General features: G+C 74.3%; 9 protein-coding genes and 1 pseudogene. 5 read left to right on the plus strand and 5 right to left on the minus strand.

The features are described from left to right. Positions 1 to 58 precede the first annotated feature (58 nt). Complete coding sequence (locus AC6EXY_RS09090; protein WP_499816573.1) at positions 59 to 820, minus strand: SDR family oxidoreductase; 762 nt, start codon at positions 818 to 820, stop codon at positions 59 to 61. A gap of 873 nt (positions 821 to 1,693) precedes the next feature. On the opposite strand from AC6EXY_RS09090, the gene AC6EXY_RS09095 reads away from it, so the two are divergent. The 3 genes and pseudogenes from AC6EXY_RS09095 to AC6EXY_RS09105 all read left to right on the plus strand — a co-directional run bounded on the left by AC6EXY_RS09095 (position 1,694) and on the right by AC6EXY_RS09105 (position 6,070). Next, positions 1,694 to 2,614: a phosphatase PAP2 family protein gene (locus tag AC6EXY_RS09095; RefSeq protein ID WP_243407628.1), complete on the plus strand. Its 921-nt coding sequence runs from the start codon at positions 1,694 to 1,696 to the stop codon at positions 2,612 to 2,614. A 57-nt stretch (positions 2,615 to 2,671) separates the two neighbouring features. Continuing rightward, positions 2,672 to 3,982, plus strand: a pseudogene (locus tag AC6EXY_RS09100) (NAD(P)/FAD-dependent oxidoreductase); the annotation flags it as partial. Between the two features lie 111 nt (positions 3,983 to 4,093). After that, entirely contained in the window at positions 4,094 to 6,070 is a 1,977-nt protein-coding gene (locus AC6EXY_RS09105; RefSeq protein ID WP_101832394.1) for a PAS domain S-box protein, read from the plus strand. 50 nt (positions 6,071 to 6,120) lie between these two features. Here AC6EXY_RS09105 and AC6EXY_RS09110 read toward each other — a convergent pair whose 3' ends face one another. From AC6EXY_RS09110 to AC6EXY_RS09125, 4 genes are all read right to left on the minus strand, one after another. Continuing rightward, positions 6,121 to 6,813 carry a histidine kinase gene (locus AC6EXY_RS09110; protein WP_101832393.1) on the minus strand — a complete coding sequence of 231 codons (693 nt, stop codon included), beginning with the start codon at positions 6,811 to 6,813 and terminating at the stop codon, positions 6,121 to 6,123. After that, positions 6,810 to 7,196: a response regulator gene (locus AC6EXY_RS09115; RefSeq protein WP_243407627.1), complete on the minus strand. Its 387-nt coding sequence runs from the start codon at positions 7,194 to 7,196 to the stop codon at positions 6,810 to 6,812. The genes AC6EXY_RS09110 and AC6EXY_RS09115 overlap by 4 nt, the downstream gene beginning before the upstream one ends. A 186-nt stretch (positions 7,197 to 7,382) precedes the next feature. Next, positions 7,383 to 8,336, minus strand: a complete 954-nt coding sequence (locus AC6EXY_RS09120) for a ribokinase (RefSeq protein ID WP_101832392.1) — start codon at positions 8,334 to 8,336, stop codon at positions 7,383 to 7,385. Positions 8,337 to 8,458: 122 nt separating this feature from the next. Continuing rightward, a complete protein-coding gene (locus tag AC6EXY_RS09125) occupies positions 8,459 to 12,553 on the minus strand; it encodes a bifunctional diguanylate cyclase/phosphodiesterase (RefSeq protein ID WP_499816574.1) in 4,095 nt (1,364 codons plus the stop codon). A gap of 1,049 nt (positions 12,554 to 13,602) precedes the next feature. On the opposite strand from AC6EXY_RS09125, the gene AC6EXY_RS09130 reads away from it, so the two are divergent. Both AC6EXY_RS09130 and AC6EXY_RS09135 read left to right on the plus strand, forming a co-directional pair. Further along, positions 13,603 to 15,351 carry an acyl-CoA dehydrogenase family protein gene (locus tag AC6EXY_RS09130; protein WP_480014305.1) on the plus strand — a complete coding sequence of 583 codons (1,749 nt, stop codon included), beginning with the start codon at positions 13,603 to 13,605 and terminating at the stop codon, positions 15,349 to 15,351. A 69-nt stretch (positions 15,352 to 15,420) separates the two neighbouring features. Further along, the gene (locus tag AC6EXY_RS09135; protein ID WP_499816575.1) at positions 15,421 to 17,112 is read left to right on the plus strand and encodes a hypothetical protein; all 1,692 of its coding nucleotides are present in this window, start codon (positions 15,421 to 15,423) and stop codon (positions 17,110 to 17,112) included. The last annotated feature ends 56 nt before the right edge of the window (positions 17,113 to 17,168 follow it).

Here is a 17,168-nt window from a genome sequence, read left to right on the forward strand (position 1 = left end):
CTGGCCCTCGGTCCCGCGCGCGCCCGGTCCGCGCCCGGCGCCGCTCACCCACCCGCGCTCACCTGCCGCCGGTCACGTCCAGGATCGCCCCGGTGACGTAGGAAGCCTCCTCGCCGCACAGCCACGCCACCGCGGCCGCGACCTCCTCGGCCCGGCCCGCCCGGCCCAGCGGCGCCGTCGCCCCCACCCGCCGCGCCCGGTCCGGATCACCGCCGAGGGCGTGGATCTCCGTGTCGATGAATCCCGGTCGCACGCCGTTGACCCTGATCCCCTCCTCGGCGACCTCCTTGGCGAGCCCCACCGTCATGGTGTCGATCGCCCCCTTGCTCGCCGCGTAGTCGACGTACAGCCCCGGGCTGCCGATCCGCGCCGCCGCCGAGGAGACGTTGACGATCACGCCGCCGCGCCCGCCGTGGCGGGTCGACATCCGGCGCACCGCCGCGCCCGCGCCCAGGAACGCGGCGACGACGTTGATCTCGAAGACCTGGCGCAGCCGCGACGCGTCGAACTCCGCCACCCGCGCCGCGGGCGCGACGATCCCCGCGTTGTTGACGAACGCCGTCACCTGGCCGAGCCGGTCCGCGGCCGCGAACAGCTCCGGGACGGTGTCCTCGGGCCTGGCGAGGTCGCCCCCGACCGTCCCAGCGGCGACCCCGAGGTCCCGGCACCGCCCGGCCACCTCGGCGGCGGCCCTGGCGTCCGACCGAAAGCCCAGGCAGACGTCCCAACCGCGGCCAGCGAGCGCGATCGCGCAGGCCGCGCCGATGCCCCGACCCCCACCCGTCACGACCGCGACCCCACGTTCCCGACGCTGCGCCATCCCCGCCCCATCTCTGCACGTGATCGCCCACCCACGGACTGCCCACTATGCCCGCACCCCAGCGTCCGCCCGCACCCAGCGTCCGCGCCGAGATCTCTGATGATGGATTGCGTTCCGCGGAACGCGGCCGGGCGGGCGTCGGGGCGCGGGGGACAGCGACGCTGTGCCGCGAACTCCGCGTCGCGTGTCCGTTCCATGCCCGAGTTCGCGACACGGGCGGCCGTGACGCGGCCATCACGCTGCCACGACCCGCCGCGGCGGCGATCATGAAGATCGCAACTCGACGGTGGGCCAGCCCCACGTGGGCGTTGGGGGGCTAGCACGACTGCGGTTGGCCGGTGAACGGCGCAGACTCCGTATGTCGGGCATGTGCCCTGGCCTGAACGGTAGGCGCCGCGATGGTCCGGGTGCGGTGATGTCGTGGATCCCGCGGGGGCGTGGCCGTTCATGGCGTGAATGTCTGACAGCGCATATCTGATGGCGATCAGGTGGCCTGAAGGAGCACAGTCGTGCGTGCTGGGCACACGGTGGGATGACGTCGAGCCCTCCATGATCATGACATCGTGGGCATAGCGGACGGTCGCCGGCCGTTGTCGGTGGGGGTAGGTGTGGGGGCGCTGTCGGGGGCGCGTGTGGGGTGCTCGCACCGGGTGGGGAGGAGTACGGATGGGCTGGGCTGCGCCTACGGACTCGGCCGACCAGCGGCGACCGGCGGTGCGATCCCCGTTGTCGCGTCATGCCCTGGGGATGCCGGTGGCGCCGCCCCAGCGCGGGGCTCCGAGAGCCGGCGGCCCTGTCTCAGGCGGGTCTGCCACCAGCGGATCCTCGTCGGACGGGTCTGCGCCAGGCGGGTCATCGTCGGGAGGGTCGGCGGTGGTCGCGCGGGCGGCGGGACTGCGCCGGGTGGTCGGCACGGCGGCGTACGCGGCCAGCCAGCTGCTGCTCATCGCCCTGCTCTATGTGACGTACAGCCTCAGCCGGCACCTGGCCGCCGGGCGGGAGGGCTCGGCGCTGACCGCCGCCGGGCACGTCTGGCGCCTGGAGCGTGCCCTGTACCTGCCGAGCGAGGCGACCGTCCAGCGCCTGGCGCTGCACGCGGAGTTCCTCATCCGGGCGGCGGACTGGTTCTACATCGTCGTCCACTTCCCGTCGGTCATCGTCCTTCTGCTGTGGGTGTTCGTCCGGCACCGCCGTCACTGGACGCGGATCCGCAACATTCTGATCATGACGACCGGGATGGCGCTCGTCATCCACCTGCTGTATCCGCTGGCGCCGCCGCGGTTCCTGCCGCAGGTGCTGAATGTGCCGCTCGTCGACACCGGCAAGGTATACGGGCCGTCGCCCTACGGGGAGGGCAGCGGCGGCATCGCCAACGAGTACGCGGCGATGCCGAGCCTGCATGTCGGCTGGTCGCTGATCGAGGCCTGGGCGGTCATCACGATCCTGCGTCATCGTGCCCGCTGGATCGCCGTCCTGCATCCCGTGCTCACCACGATGGTCGTCGTCGTCACGGCGAACCACTACTGGCTCGACGCGGTGGTGGGCAGCACCCTCGTGGTGATCTCGATCGTGGTACTGGACCGGGTGCGCCGGCTGTGGGCCCAGCGGGCCGAGCAGGCCGAGGCCGAGCGGGTCGAGGTCGAGCGGTCCGAGGGCAAGCGGGTCGAGGGCGAGCGTTCGGGGAGTGTCCCCTCCGAGGTCGTGGCGCCCTGCCCGCGGCGTCCGGAGGAGTCCGCCGACGGCCGGTCGGACGACGCGCGCGACTCGCCGGAGGTCGCGGCTCCGCCCCGATAGCGATCCACCCGCTGTCCGGGGTACGAACGGGGGACGCGGACGCGGGACACGGAATGGTGGGTGGCCATGCAGACGGCCGATGTGGCGATTGTGGGCGCGGGGCTCGCGGGGCTGTCGGCGGCCACGCTGCTCGCTGACGAGGGGCTGGAGGTGGTCGTCTGGGAGGCGGCGGACGACGTCGGTGGGCGGGTGCGGACCGACCTGGTCGACGGGTTCCTCCTCGATCGCGGCTTCCAGGTGCTGCTGCCGGCCTACCCGGAGGTGCGCCGAAGGATCGACCTGCCGGCGCTGCGGCCGCGGCCGTTCGTGCGGGGGTTGCTGGTGCGCGACGGGGTGCGCTCGGTACTGCTGGGCGATCCGGCCGGGACGCCGGCGGCGCTCGGCGGCCTGGTCCCGGGCAGAGCGCTGGGGCTGGCGGACATCACCCGGCTCGCCGCCCTGACCGCCCGCGACCGACTGGCGCAGCCCTCGGCGCTGGTCGCCGGGCCCGAACGGCCCACCCGCGCGGATCTGCTGGCCCGCGGGGTGTCGGCGCGGGCCGTCGACGGGGTGCTCGCACCGCTGCTGCGCGGCGTCTTCCTGGAGGACGAGCTGGCCACCTCGGCCCGGTTCTTCCATCTTGTGTGGCGCAGTCTCGCCGCCGCGGCGCCGGTGCTGCCCGCGGAGGGCATGGCGGCGCTGCCCCGCCAGCTGGCGGCCCGGCTGCGGCCGGGGACGGTGCGGACCGGCTGCCCGGCGGACATCGTCACCAGCGGCGGGGTGCGCTCCCGGGACGGCGGGTCGCTGCGCTGCCGGGCGGTCGTCGTCGCCACCGACGCGACGACGGCGGCCCGCCTGCTGCCGGGCATCGCCGAGCCCACCTGGCACGGGGTGACCACCTACTACTTCACGGCGGACGAGCCGCCGCTGCGCCGCGGGGTGCTCGTCGTGGAGGGCCGCGCCGATCCGCGCCGGTCCGCCGCGGGCCGCCGGTCGGGGCCGGTGCTCAACACGGTGGTTCTGAGCGAGGTCGCGCCGTCGTACGCCCCGGCGGGGCAGGCGCTGATCGCCGCGTCGGCGCTCGGCGTGCACGAGGACGAGGCGGCGGTGCGGACGCACCTGAGCACCCTGTACGGCACCGACGCCCGGGGCTGGGCGCTGCTGGCCCGCTATCCGGTGGCGCGGGCACTGCCGGCGATGACGAGCCCGCACGTGCTGCGCCGGTCGGTCCGCACGGCGCCGGGCGTCTACGTCTGCGGTGATCATCGGGACACGAGCTCGATCCAGGGGGCGCTGTTCTCGGGGCGCCGCGCCGCCGAGGCGGTCCTGGCCGACCTCGGTGTCACCCCCCGGACGATGGATCGACATCCGGTGACGGAACACTCTTAGCTGCACGTTCAGCCCGGAAGGTGCGGGGGGTACCACCCGTCAGGGTGATGATGGCATGGCGGGATCGGCGCTACGATCTGTCAGTCTGTAGCACGATGTTCACCCCGTGGGGTGGTTCACCTGGATGACAGCGTTAGCTTCCTGGCCAGCGGCCTGCTGGACGCCGCGCCGGACGCGATCGTCGGCGTCCGCGCGGACGGGCGGATCGCGCTGGTCAACGCACAGGCCGAACGGCTGTTCGGCTATACCCGGAGGGAACTGCTTGGCGAGCCCGTCGAGATCCTGATCCCCGAGACGGCTCGGGCCCTGCACCCGGACCATCGGGCCTCCTATCTGCGTGATCCGCAGCCGCGGCCGATGGGTCTGGGGATGGAGCTCGCCGGCCGGCGCCGCGACGGTACCGAGTTCCCGGCGGAGATCTCGCTGTCGGCGATCCAGGCGCCGGAGGGGATGGTCATCACCGCGGCCGTCCGGGACGTCACCGACCGCAAGCGTGCGGAGGCGAAGTTCCGCGCACTGCTGGACTCGGCGCCGGACGCCATCGTCGGTGTGCTCGGCGACGGCCGTATCGAACTCGTCAACGCCCAGGCGGAGCGGCTGTTCGGTTACAACCGTGAGGAGCTGCTCGGCCAGCCGGTCGAGATCCTTGTCCCGGAAGCGGCGCGGGCGGTGCATCCGCGCCATCGCACCCGCTACTTCGCCGACCCGCAGCCACGCCCGATGGGCGCGCAGATGCAGCTCGCCGCCCGCCGTCGCGACGGCACCGAGTTCCCCGCCGAGATCTCCCTGTCCGCGCTGGAGACGGAGGAGGGCCTGCTCGTGTCGGCGGCGATCCGCGACGTCACCGAACGGCTGGAGGCCCAGGCCGAGCGGGAACGGCTACGCGCGCAGGCGGAGCGCAAGCGGATCGAGGCCCAGCTGCATCAGTCGCAGCGGCTGGAGAGCCTCGGCCAGCTCGCCGGCGGGGTGGCGCACGACTTCAACAACCTGCTCGGCGTGATCATCAACTACACGGCGTTCGTGTCCGAGGTGGTGGCGGCCGCGGCCGAGCGCGACGGCGGTGAGTGGGAGCCGGCGCGGCGCGACATCGAGCAGGTCCAGCGGGCCGCCGAGCGGGCCACCCAGCTCACCCACCAGCTGCTCGCCTTCGGCCGCCGGGAGGTCGTCCAGCCGCGGGTGCTCAACCTCAACGACGTCGTGCGCGACATCGAGGAGATGCTGCGGCGCACCCTCGGTGAGCACGTCGACCTGATCACCCTGCCCACCGCGGACGCCTGGCCGGTGTTCGCCGACGCCGGCCAGCTGGAGCAGGTGCTCGTCAACCTGGCGGTGAACGCCCGCGACGCGATGCCCACCGGCGGGAAGCTCACCATCGACACGTCCAACATCCACATCCTGGATGACGTCGCGATGGAACGCCCCGGCCTCAAACCCGGCCGGCACGTCAACCTGCGCATCAGCGACAGCGGCACCGGCATGTCCACCGAGACGATCAACCGTGCCTTCGAGCCGTTCTTCACCACCAAGCGCAAGGGCGAGGGCTCCGGGCTGGGCCTCGCGACCGTGTACGGCATCATCACCCAGGCCGGCGGCCATGCCGAGATCTACTCCGACGTGGGCCTGGGGACCACGGTCAGCATCCTGCTCCCGGCGGTGGACAGCGTCGTGGCTGCTCCCGAGCCGATCTCGGACGCCGACGTGCTGACCGGCGGCGAGACCATCCTCGTCGTGGAGGACGAGCGGGCGATGCGGGAGGTGACCCGCCGTCTGCTGGCCCGCAACGGCTACCAGGTGATCACCGCGGCCGAGGGCCACCGCGCCGCGGAGCTCGCCGCCACCCACCCGGCGGAGATCCACCTGCTGCTGACCGACGTCGTCATGCCGCAGGTGCTCGGGCGGACGGTGGCCGAGCTCGTCCGCCGGCACCGGCCGGGGATCCGCGTGCTGTACATGTCCGGGTACGCCTACCCGGTGCTGGCCCACAACGGCACGCTCGACCCGGGCCTCACCCTGCTCGGCAAGCCGTTCTCCGAGCGGGTGCTGCTCGCGAAGGTCCGCGAGGTCCTCGACGGCCCTGCCGACGGCTGACAGCTGATCGGCTGACAGCCTCGCGGCGCTCGGGTCGCCGCCGTCGGTCCTCAGCGCCCCGCGGCCGGGCGCGGTGGGCGGGGCACGTGCAGCGCGGCGCTCCAGGTGGTGGTCGCGGGATCATCCGTCACGGTGGCGCCGATCAGGTCGGCGAGGGGACGCAGCAGGGCGGCGGGCGCGGGGTCCTGGTCCGCGGCCGAGCCCGGTCGCGGACCAGGCGGGCGGACACGCAGCCGCAGGGCGAGCCCGTCCGGCCCGGACTCGGCGGACAGCCAGGCATGCTCCCCGCGGCGGTGCGGGCTGCCCGCCGTCAGCAGCAGCTGGACGGCCCCGAGCACCACGGCGACCTCGGTGAGGGTCGGCGGATGCGCCTCGACCCGCAGCTCGGTGTCGAGCCGGTCGACGAGCAGGCCGTCGACGCGCTGCGTGAGGCCAGCGATGAGGGCCGCGCGGGCGTCGTGGGCGAGGCGGAACACGCTCGGCGCCTGCAGCCCCACGGTTGTGAGGCGCAGCCGGTTCTCGACGGCCAGCACGCGTTCGGCGGGCCCGGCCGGCAGCCGCCGGCGGACACTGGCGAGCTCCAGCAGGATCGCGGTGAACTCCTGCATCGGCCCGTCGTGCAGCCGGTCCGCGGCCGCCCGCTGCGCCCGCTCCTGCAGGTCGATCACCAGGCGCAGCAGCTCGTGCACCCGGGCGACGGCCGTATCGGCGGAGGGCGGCTCGTCGCCGCTGGGCGCCGTCACCGCGCGTCGGGCCCCGGCGCGGCCCGCAGCACCTCGTGGATGGCGGACAGCAGGCTGTCGGCGGTGAACGGCTTGGCCACGACCGGGATGCCGGCGGGCACCGGATCCACCCCGGCGGCGCCGGTCAGGATGGCGAAGCGGCGGCGCGCCGCCGGGTCGTCGCGGCACAGCTCGGCGATCAGGTCGGTGCCCGGCCGGTCGCCGAGGCGCAGGTCGACGAGGATGACGTCGAAGCCGGCGGCGCCCAGCCCCAGCGCCTGGTCGACCGAATCCGCGACGCTGACCTGGAAGCCCTCGGCGAGCAGGATCCGCTCCAGCAGCGCGCGCAGCATCTCGTTGTCGTCGACGACGAGCACCCGCGGCCCGCCGGTTGGAGCGTTCATGTCGCCACCCAGCCTCCGCTGCCGTCCCGCCGGCGGGAAGGCCCATTTCGCCGCAACGGTACCGGTAGCCACCCGGCCACCGGGGGCGGCGGGGAACAATCGCATGCACCGTTGTGGCGACGGTCCGCGTCGTTGCCTGCGCGGTGGGGGCCGGGTGAGCGCGATCACCCCTGGCCTGGTCGGTCCTTACGAGCCGACGCGCCCGGTGAGCAGGGCGTCGAGCTCGGCGCGGGTCGGCATCGCCGCCCCGGCACCGGGGCGCTGCACGGCGAGGGAGGCCGCGAGGTTCGCGTGGAACAGCGCGGTGGCGGCGGGCAGCCCGGCGGCGAGGCCCGCGCCGAACGCGCCGCAGAAGCAGTCGCCCGCCCCGGTGGTGTCGACGACCGGCACCTGCGGCGCCGCCAGGGTGACGACGGCGTCGCCGATCCGCGCGCAGGTGCCGGCACCGCCGAGGGTCACGACGATGTCGGCGGTCGGGCCGGCGCCGTCGGCGAGCAGCCCGCGCACCGCGGCCACGGCGGCCGTCGCCGCGAGGTGCGGCAGGCCGGCCGCCTCGGGCACGAGGCCGGCGAGTTCGTGCTCGTTCACGACCAGCACGTCGACGGCCGCCCGCACGTCGGCCGCCAGCGGGTCGGCCGCCATCGGCCGGTGGGGGGCGGCGTTGAGGACCGTGCGGGCTCCGGCGGCCCGGGCGCGTGACAGCGCCTGCGCGTTCGCCGACGCGGGGATCTCCTGCTGGAGCAGCACGACGTCGTCGGGCCCGAGGCCGAGGCCGTCCAACGCGGCGGCGGAGACGGCGGTGTTGGCGCCCGGCACGATCGCGATGACGTTCTCCCCGGCGTCGTCGACCATCGTCACGGCTGTGCCGGTGACACTGTCGAGACGGACCAGGCAGGTGACGTCAATCGCCTCGCCGCGCAGGAACTCATGCAGCACGGCGCCGAAGCCGTCGGAGCCGACCGCGCCGACCAGGACGGTGGGCGCGCCCAGCCGACTGGCGGCCACCGCCTGGTTGGCACCCCTGCCGCCCGGGGTGAACACGACCGCGGAGCCGGCGACCGTCTCACCCGGCTGGGGGATGCGGTCGACCCGGGTGGTCACGTCCATGTTCGTCGAACCGACCACGACGACCCGTCCCATCCACGCACCCCCTGTGACCTGGTCATCCGGTCAGCCCGGTGGCTGGTCAGCCCATGGTGGCAGAGCCCGCGCGCACGGGACGGCCGGACGCGTGTGAGCATGGCGGCGCGCGGGTGCGGCGCTCAGCGCGCGGCGGGGTCCATCGCCCGGCCGGCCCGGGCGGCCCGCTTCGCCTCGTACATGCGGCGGTCCGCGTGGCGTACGACGGTGTCGGGGCTGGGCTGGCCGCCGTCGGCGCCGACGCTGCGCGACGAGGCGACGCCGACGGTGGCCCGCATGGCGATGGTGTGGCCGCGCACCGTCACCGGAGCGGCGACCGCCTCGCGGACCTCGCGGGCGGTGGCCCGCAGTGTCTCCGCGTCGGTGTCGGGCAGCACCATCACGAACTCGTCGCCGCCGAGCCGGAACACGCCGCCCACCGCGCCGCCCCCCAGACCGCCCACCTCGGCGCCAGGCGTGTCCACGAGCGTGCGCGTGACGGTGGCGAGGCGGGCCGCGATCACGCGCAGCACCTCGTCGCCGGCCTGGTGGCCGTAGGCGTCGTTGACGGGCTTGAACTCGTCGAGGTCGATGAGCAGGATCGTGAACGGCGTGCGCGCCCGGGCGAGCTGGTCGAGCCGGTCGGCGAGGGCGACCCGGTTGCGCAGCCCGGTCAGGGGATCGTGGGTCGCGCGCTCGCGCAGCTGCTCCTGCAGGCGGCGGCGCTCCCCGACCTCGTGACAGGTCAGCAGCAGACCACCGTCGAGGTAGCCGGGGCCGTGGACGTGCTGCGAGCCGCCCGCCTCGACGTCGAACCACCAGAACCTGCCGTCGGCGGCCCGCATCCGCACGTCCAGCAGGGACGTGGGGCCGCCGTGCTGCTGGGCGGCGAGGAAGGCACGCGTCGTCGGCTGGTCGTCGGGGTGGATCAGCCCGAGCAGCGGCCGCCCGAACAGCTCGTCGACCGGGTAGCCGAGCAGGCTCTCGACCGCCGAGCTGACGAAGTTGAGGTACCCGGCCCGGTTGACGCAGAGGATGATGTCGTGGGATTCGTGCAGCAGGGTCTGCAGGCGGGCACCCTCGCGGCGGGTCGTCCGGTCCTCGCGCAGCAGCGCCCACAGCAGACCGGTGCCGGTCGCGAGCACGAGCAGCCCGACGAGCAGGTCGCCCGGCAGGTGACCGGGCCGCGGCCCCTCCCGGGCCGCCGAGGGGTCCTGCTGGAGGACGACGTAGGCGGGCATCGGCGCGGTGGGGATCATCGCCGCCGCCGCGACGCGCCCGCCGCCGCCGTTCTCTCGCAGCGTGACCCGCTGGCTGCGCCCGGGCTGTATGCCGTGCAGGTCCCGCTGGTCGATGAGGACCCGGCCGCCGAGATCAGGCTCGCTGGACATGACCACCCGGCCCTGCCCGTCCACGATGGTGATGACGATGCCGAGCGACGACTCGCCGACCGCGCCCTGGAAGGCCTCGGCCATCGCGTCGGTCGGCAGATGGTTCATCGGGCGGCCGACGACGAGGAACGCGACCGTCGCCTGGCCGCGCCGGACCGGCACCAGACTCAGCAGGTGGAGGTTGCCGGACTCGCCGAACGTCGGGACGTTCAGGCCGCTGCCGCGGGCGGACGCCCACAGCGGGCTGCCGACGGGGATCGGCAGGCCCGGTCGGGACGCCGCCAGCGGCCGGCCGTCGAGGTCGACGAGTGTGAGCAGCGTGTCCGGGGTGGCGAACTGCGGTCCGGCGAGCGAGCGCACGATCCGGTCGTCGGTGGCGCGGTCCGTGAGGGACCACGGCAGCCGGGATACCAGGTCGATCAGACTGCGCGGCTGACTGAGGCTGGCGGTGCGGTTGGCGAGCCGTTCGGCGAGGGCATGGGTGTCGGCGGTGCGCTGGCTCTCGGCGCGCCGCCGGTTGGAGTTCTCGATCTCGATCGTAATCATCGTGGTGGTCAGGACGATGGTGCCGATCACCAGCAGCGGCAGAGCCCGGACCAGCTGGACCCGGGCGTGGGCCACCTGTTGGCGGGCCAGCTGCCGCCGGGTCGCTCGGCGGGACGGGTCTCCTCCCGGCCGCGTCGCCCTCGCCGACAGTGCTGACAGTGCTGACGGCGCTGACGGCGCTGACGGCGCTGACGGCGCTGACGGCGCTGACGGCGCTGGCGGCGCTGGCGGCGCCGAGAGTGCTGGCGTCGCCGGTGGCGCTGACGGCGGGACGGCCGCGCAGGTCGGGATCGCCGGCGCCGCCCGCGTGTCCGGGCCGGCGGGCATCGCCGCCGGTGCGTGGGCGTGGGCGGATGCCGTGGTCCGCCGGCCGGGGTCGGAGGGGGGCGGCTGGACGACGGTGAAGCCGAGCGCGGCGGGCTCGGACGGGACCGGTTGGTCGCCCCATCCGCGGCCGGTGGTCGGCTCGACCGGCGGCGCCACCGCGTAGCGGCCGGGTCCTGACCGCTTGGCCCAGTACATCGCCTGGTCGGCGCCGTGCAGCAACCAGTCGGCGCCGCACTGACGGGTGCGGGCCAGCGCCACCCCCACGCTCGCGGCCACCCGCACGGTGGCGTCGTCGGTGACGACGACCGGCTGGCTGACGGCGTCGATGAGCTGGGCGGCCAGCGCCCGCGCGGCCGGCTCGTCGGTCTGAGTCAGCAGGATGCCGAACTCGTCGCCGCCGAGGCGACCACTGACGTCGGCGGCTCCCAGCCGGTCCCGGATCCGCTCACCGACCACCTGGAGCACCCGGTCGCCGGCAGCGTGCCCATAGGTGTCGTTGACCGGCTTGAACCGGTCGAGATCGATGAACAGGACGGCGATCGGAGCACGTGGGGCGTGTGGGTCGCCGGGGTCGGTGCCGGCGAGCGCGGCCAGTGCGGCGTCGAGCCTCGCCGTGAACGCCGAGCGGTTGAGCAGACCGGTGAGCAGGTCGTGGTCGGCCTGGTGGCCGAGCTGGTCGAGCAGCCGCTTGCGGTGGCCGACGACGTGACAGGTGATCAGGATCTCGAGGGAGCCGTCGGCCGTGGGCAGCTGCCGGGCGGCGACGTCGAACCAGCGCGCGGCACCGTCCGGCCCGACCAGGCGCACGTTGAGCAGCGAGCCGAGACCCGGGTCCGCGATCAGCCGTAACAACCGGGACGCGTCCTCGGCGTGGACGAGGTCGGTCACCGGGCGACCCGGCCAGCCGTCCGGTGGATGGCCGAGCAGCGGACTGAGGGCCGGACTGGCGAAGGTGAGCCGGCCGGTCGGATCCGTGACCAGGACGATGTCGTGGGCGGCGGCGAACAGCGCCCGCAGCCGGGCCTGCGACCGGCAGGCCGACGTCTCACGCAGCAGCACGACGAACGCGATGGACAGCACCGCGGTGACCGCGACCGCCAGCAGGGTGAGGTTGCGCCGGTCGCCGCGGGCGCGCAGGTCGGCGTGGAGCGACGCGGTGCGTTGCTGGAAGCAGACGCGATAGCCGTTGTCCGCCGCCGCGCAGATGTGGGTGACCTGCCCGCCTGGCCCGGTGGTGTGCCAGACCAGCGGCACGGCGGTGGGCGGTCGGGGTGGCTGGTCGGCGGCCGGCAGCGCTCGACCGACCAGCGGCCCGTCGGTCGAGGTGGCCACGACGCCGTTCGGGTCGATGGTCGACACGGTGCCGGTGCCGGCGCCGAGCATGGCCGCGACGCCGTCCGTCAGCTGGTAGTGGACCTGGTCCGCCGACACGGCGACGAGGACCGCCCAGACCTGGCCCGGCGGGCCGACGGGGACCACCGTGGCCCGCCTGCGCGCCTCGGGGTCGCCCGGGCGGCGGGGATCACCGAACGTCGGCGACATCGCGCCCCGTCCGGCCCACGCCGAGGCCCAGGCCGCGCCGAGCTGTCCCGGGACGACGCCGACGCCCGGCGGATAGGCCGCGGTGACCGTGCCACGGGCGTCCATCAGGACGACCGGCTCATAGACGTCGCCCTGCACGCTGATCGTCAGACGCGGGAGCAGCTCGGCGTTGCCCGCGGGATCGCCGGGGTCCAGCGGCAGGTCGCGCACGGCCGAGGCCAGCACCGACGGCCCCGCCGTGTCCGATTCCCACGCCGCGAGCTGGTGGACGAGCTGGACCCGTGCCTCGATCCGGGCGGCCTCCTCCCTGGCGAGCAGGTCGCGGCCCAGGGCGAGGGCGACCGAGCCGAGCAGCACGACGGCGGCCAGCCCGGCGGGCAGGCGCAGGCGCGGCAGCCGGCGGCGGGGTGCGGACCGGGCGGTCCTGGCCATGGCGCGGCCGGTTGGGCGCCGTCGGCCGCGCCGGCCACATCTGATCATGTTCGCGCCCCGTCCAACAGTTGCCCGGACTTGACAGATCTCACCGCGAGCGAAGGATTTCTTTTCCGGCAGGTCGAATGCAACTGGTAGGGGGCGATCATACGAGTGTGCGGTGGTACCTGTTTCCGATTCCTCCGGTGGTTTGGGTGCGCCTGGGCCGGTGGTGTGCGCGACCGGCCGCAATGTGCCAGCCCGGCAGCCGCCCCGCACTCGCCCCCAGAACACGTCGCCGTGGATGGAATGTAGATTGCATGGTGTCCGGTGGGAGTCTTTGTGTGGGGGGCTGGTCCGGGCGGTGCGGGTGGGTTCGGGGGGTCGTGTGCGCTGGTGGGTCCGCGAAGGCCGCCGCGGTCGCCGACCGCGTGCGATGCGTTGTCGTCTGCCGGCTACCGGTGGCGATCCGGGCGATGCGATGTTTGTCACCTTCGGTATCGGCTGGCACGTTGCGTCATTGAGGTGCGGTGTGGCCGGTTCGGGCATCGCGGACCATCATCAGTCGACCGCGTGACGGTATGGACGCCTCGATGGCGCCGTGTCGCGCGCCGTCCGTCCACGGCCGGTCCTCGCGTCGCCCGCGGGCCCGGTCGGCCCGCCGCCCGCGGCCGGGCCGCAGACGGCCGAAACAAAACGCGTGGGCCCGTCGACGGAGTCGGGATTCCGATTGTGGGTTCGCTCTCCGGGCGCAACGCCGGATGAATTCCACCGGGTGCGGCGTGAACGGTCGCGGCCATGTTGGGCATCACCTTCGACGCCTTGCCGGCCGGTCGGGACGCCGCGCCGGGGGCTATCCCGGATGTCCGTCCCCTGATTCCGCGACGATGGCCGATGAAGGCCGGGAGTCGAGGGATGATCCGGGTGGCGGGCGGGCATCGTCCTGACGGACGGGCGCGCGGTGCGCCGAACCGATCGAGGGAGCCGTCACGGGCGGGCGTGATCGGCTGGTGGCGCCGGCGGTCGTCATCGGCGGGTGGCGTTGACGGTGGGAAGGGGCGGGTGGCGCGGTGACGACGAGCTCGGCGGCTGGAGCGCGGGCGCAGGCGGCGGTGCCGCGGTCCGACCTCGGCCCGACGCACGAGGTGACGAACCAGCCCCCGCCGCTTGTCGGCCACGACGGGTCCGAGGACCCGGCGCTGCTCGCGGCGCTCGACCGGGAGGGCGCAGGCTGGCATCTGGCCGATCTGCGCCGGCTCGGCCGCCTGGCCGGCTCCGAGCAGGCGTTGCGCTGGGCCGAGCAGGCCGACCGCAACCCACCCGAACTACGCACGCATGACCGCTATGGCCATCGGATCGATGAGGTCGACTTCCACCCGGCCTGGCACGCCCTGCTCGATGTCGCCGTGCGCGAGGGAATGGCCGGCGCGCCGTGGGCGGACCCGCGGCCCGGCGCCCATGTCGCCCGGGCGGCGAACATCCTGGTCTGGGGCACCGTCGAGCAGGGACATCTGTGCCCGGTGTCGATGACCTACGCCGCCGTCCCGGTGCTGCGGGCCGCGCCCGCGCTCGCGGCCCGCTACGAGCCGCTGCTCACCAGCCGCGTGTACGACCCGGGCCTGCGCCCGCCTGACGGCAAGACCGGTCTGCTCGCCGGCATGGGCATGACCGAGAAGCAGGGCGGCTCGGACGTGCGGTCGAACACGACGACGGCGACGCCCCGCGCCGACGGCACCTGGCGGCTGCGGGGGCACAAGTGGTTCACCAGCGCGCCGATGAACGACGCCTTCCTCGTCCTGGCGCAGGCCCCGGCGGGGCTGTCCTGCTTCTGGGTACCGCGGGTGCTGCCCGACGGCAGCCGCAACACCTTCCGTATCCAGCGGCTGAAGGACAAGCTGGGCAACCGCAGCAACGCCAGCGGCGAGCCGGAGTTCGACGACACGGTGGCCTGGCCGGTCGGGCCGCAGGGCCGCGGCGTGCGGACCATCATCGACATGGTCGCCCTGACCCGTCTCGACGCCGCGCTGGCGTCGGCCGCGGGCATGCGGGCCGCCGTCACGGCGGCGGCCCACCATGTCCGCCACCGGCGGGTCTTCGGCACCCTGCTGATCGACGCGCCGCTGATGCGGGTCGTGCTGGCCGATCTCGCCGTCGAGTCCGAGGCGGCGACCACCCTCGTCATGCGGGTCGCGGGGGCGGTGGACCGGGCCGTCGGCGGTGACCCGGCCGAGCAGGCGCTGCGCCGCATCGCCACCGCGGTGGCGAAGTACTGGGTGTGCAAGCGTGTCCCGGGAGTGGTCGTGGAGGCACTGGAGTGCCTCGGTGGCAACGGGTACGTGGAGGAGTCGGGCATGCCCCGGCTGTACCGGGAGGCGCCCCTCAACGGGATCTGGGAGGGCTCCGGCAACGTCAACGCGCTCGACGTGCTGCGGGCGGTGGGCCGCGAGCCGGACGCCGTGGACGCGCTCGCCACCGAGATCGAGCGGGCCCGGGGCGGGGACACCCGGCTCGATCGGGCCTGGGACGAGCTGCGCGGCGGGCTCGCGACGGCGGCGGGCGATCCGGGCGGGGCGCGGCGGGTCGTCGAGCGACTCGCGCTCGTCATGCAGGGTTCCCTGCTCGTCCGGCACGCGCCGGCCGCGGTCGCCGACGCATTCTGTGCGACCCGGATCGCCGGTGACGGCGGTCTCGCTTTCGGCACGTTGCCTGCCGGGATTGATATCCCAGGTATCCTCGATCGGATTGCGTCGGTGGGTGCACCTGCCGATTCGGTCGGCGATATCCGTCACGTGTCAGATCAGGATAGAAACGCTTCGTAGTTCCCGTGCAACAAACAGCAATGGATCGCCCCTAGTCTGGTCGGCGACTGCGCCCGGGGGGTTTCCATGATGTTCTTCTGCCTGGCGGTCGCCGGGCTGATACTGACCGCCGGAGTTCTTGGGCTTGTCCGCGGGCAGGCCGAATGGGCCTGGATTCACGACCGCCGTCGCGCCGGGATGGTCACCGGCGCCGGGTCGGTGGCGCTTGTCGCGTTCGGCCTGCTCGCCGCGCACGGCGTCGGCACCGGCGACGGCGGCGACCGGGAGCCGGCCTCGAACGGCATCATCCTCGTGCCGCCGGCCTCGGCCACTCCCGGCCGTCTCGGGCGGCCCGGCCTGCCCGTGCGCGACGGCGGCGGGGCGCCCCCCGGCCATCCCGACGGCTCCAGCCCGCTGGATCCGGCCGGTGGTGCCGGTGGTGGTGGCGGCCGCCAGGAGCATCGCGAGACGCCGGAGGAGCTGGCCGACACCCAGGTGGCGGGCGGATCGACCGGGTCTCGCGGCCACGGGTCGGGCTCCTCGGACGGTGGCGGGACGTCCGGTGTCTCCCGACCGGCGGGGACGGCTCCCACGCCGGGCGGCGCGCCGCCGGCCTCCGACGGCCGGACCTCCGCCGCCCACCCCAGCCCGCCGCGCCCAGGCGGATCGACGGTGCGTCCGTCGCCGCCGCGGGGCGGGGGAGCCGGCGGTGCCCAGCCGCCCGCCGGTTCCAGTGGCGGCGGCTCTGGATCCGGCGAGGGCGTGCCGGGTCACACCCAGGAGCCGAGCCGTCCTGGCGGAACCGGCCAGCCAGGAACCCCGGAACGTCCGAGTTCTCCCAGCAACCCGAGTTCTCCCGGGAAGCCGAGTTCTCCCGGGAAGCCGGGTACTCCTGGGAAGCCGGGTACTCCCAGCAAGCCGGGTACTCCTGGGAAGCCGAGTTCTCCTGGGAAGCCGGGTACTCCCAGCAAGCCGGGTACTCCCAGCAAGCCGAGTACTCCCAGCAAGCCGAGTTCTCCTGGCAAGCCGAGTTCTCCTGGCAAGCCGAGTGACGGCGGCAAGCCGGACGCCCCCGGCAAGCCGAACAATCCGGGAAGGCCTGGTTCTTCGGGCAGGCCGGGCAACTCCGGTAAGCCGAACAGTCCGGGCAGGCCCGGCGGCTCGAACCATTCGAGCAACCCCAGTCATCCGAGCGGCCGTCCGGGGACGCCGAGCCGTGCGGCCGATTCGGAGGGCTCCGGAGATTCCGCGTCGCCGGGCGGTGGGAGTGACTCCGGCTCCGGTGACGGCAAGGGGCGCCATCCCTCCACGGGCGCGTCGTCGGGCCGGTACGACGACGACCGCCCGTCCACCGGACCCACGCGTCCGCGCTCTCCGGGGCGCCCCACCCTCCCGGGCCTCGGCGGGTCGTCGACGACCGGCTCGTCCGTCGGTGACTCCTCCCCAGGGGGGTCGGATGGCGGGCCATGGACGCCGGTCTCTCCGCCGCAGCGGGTGCCGGCCACGGCGACGCCGCGGGAGACGGCGGGCGGCTCGCCGACCTCCGGCGGTGGCGCCGACCCGTGGTGGCCAGGCCGGGCCGTCAGCACCGACCCCGGCTATGCCGACGTCGGGTACGGCTCGGCGGGCGGCGGCTCGACCGGGTCTGGCCCGGGCGGGTACGACGGCCCGGGCGTATACGGCGTGAGAGAGCAGGGCAGTGCCTGGCCCGGTGCGGAAGGCGGGTGGGCGGGCAACAGCCCCGTGTACACCCCCGCGTATGCGGGCTCCGTCGCCTGGTGAGCCGCCGACACTCCGCAAGGTCCGCAGGGTATCGACCAAGTAACTCTCGGTGAGTT

It is taken from the genome of Frankia sp. RB5, from assembly GCF_059816245.1.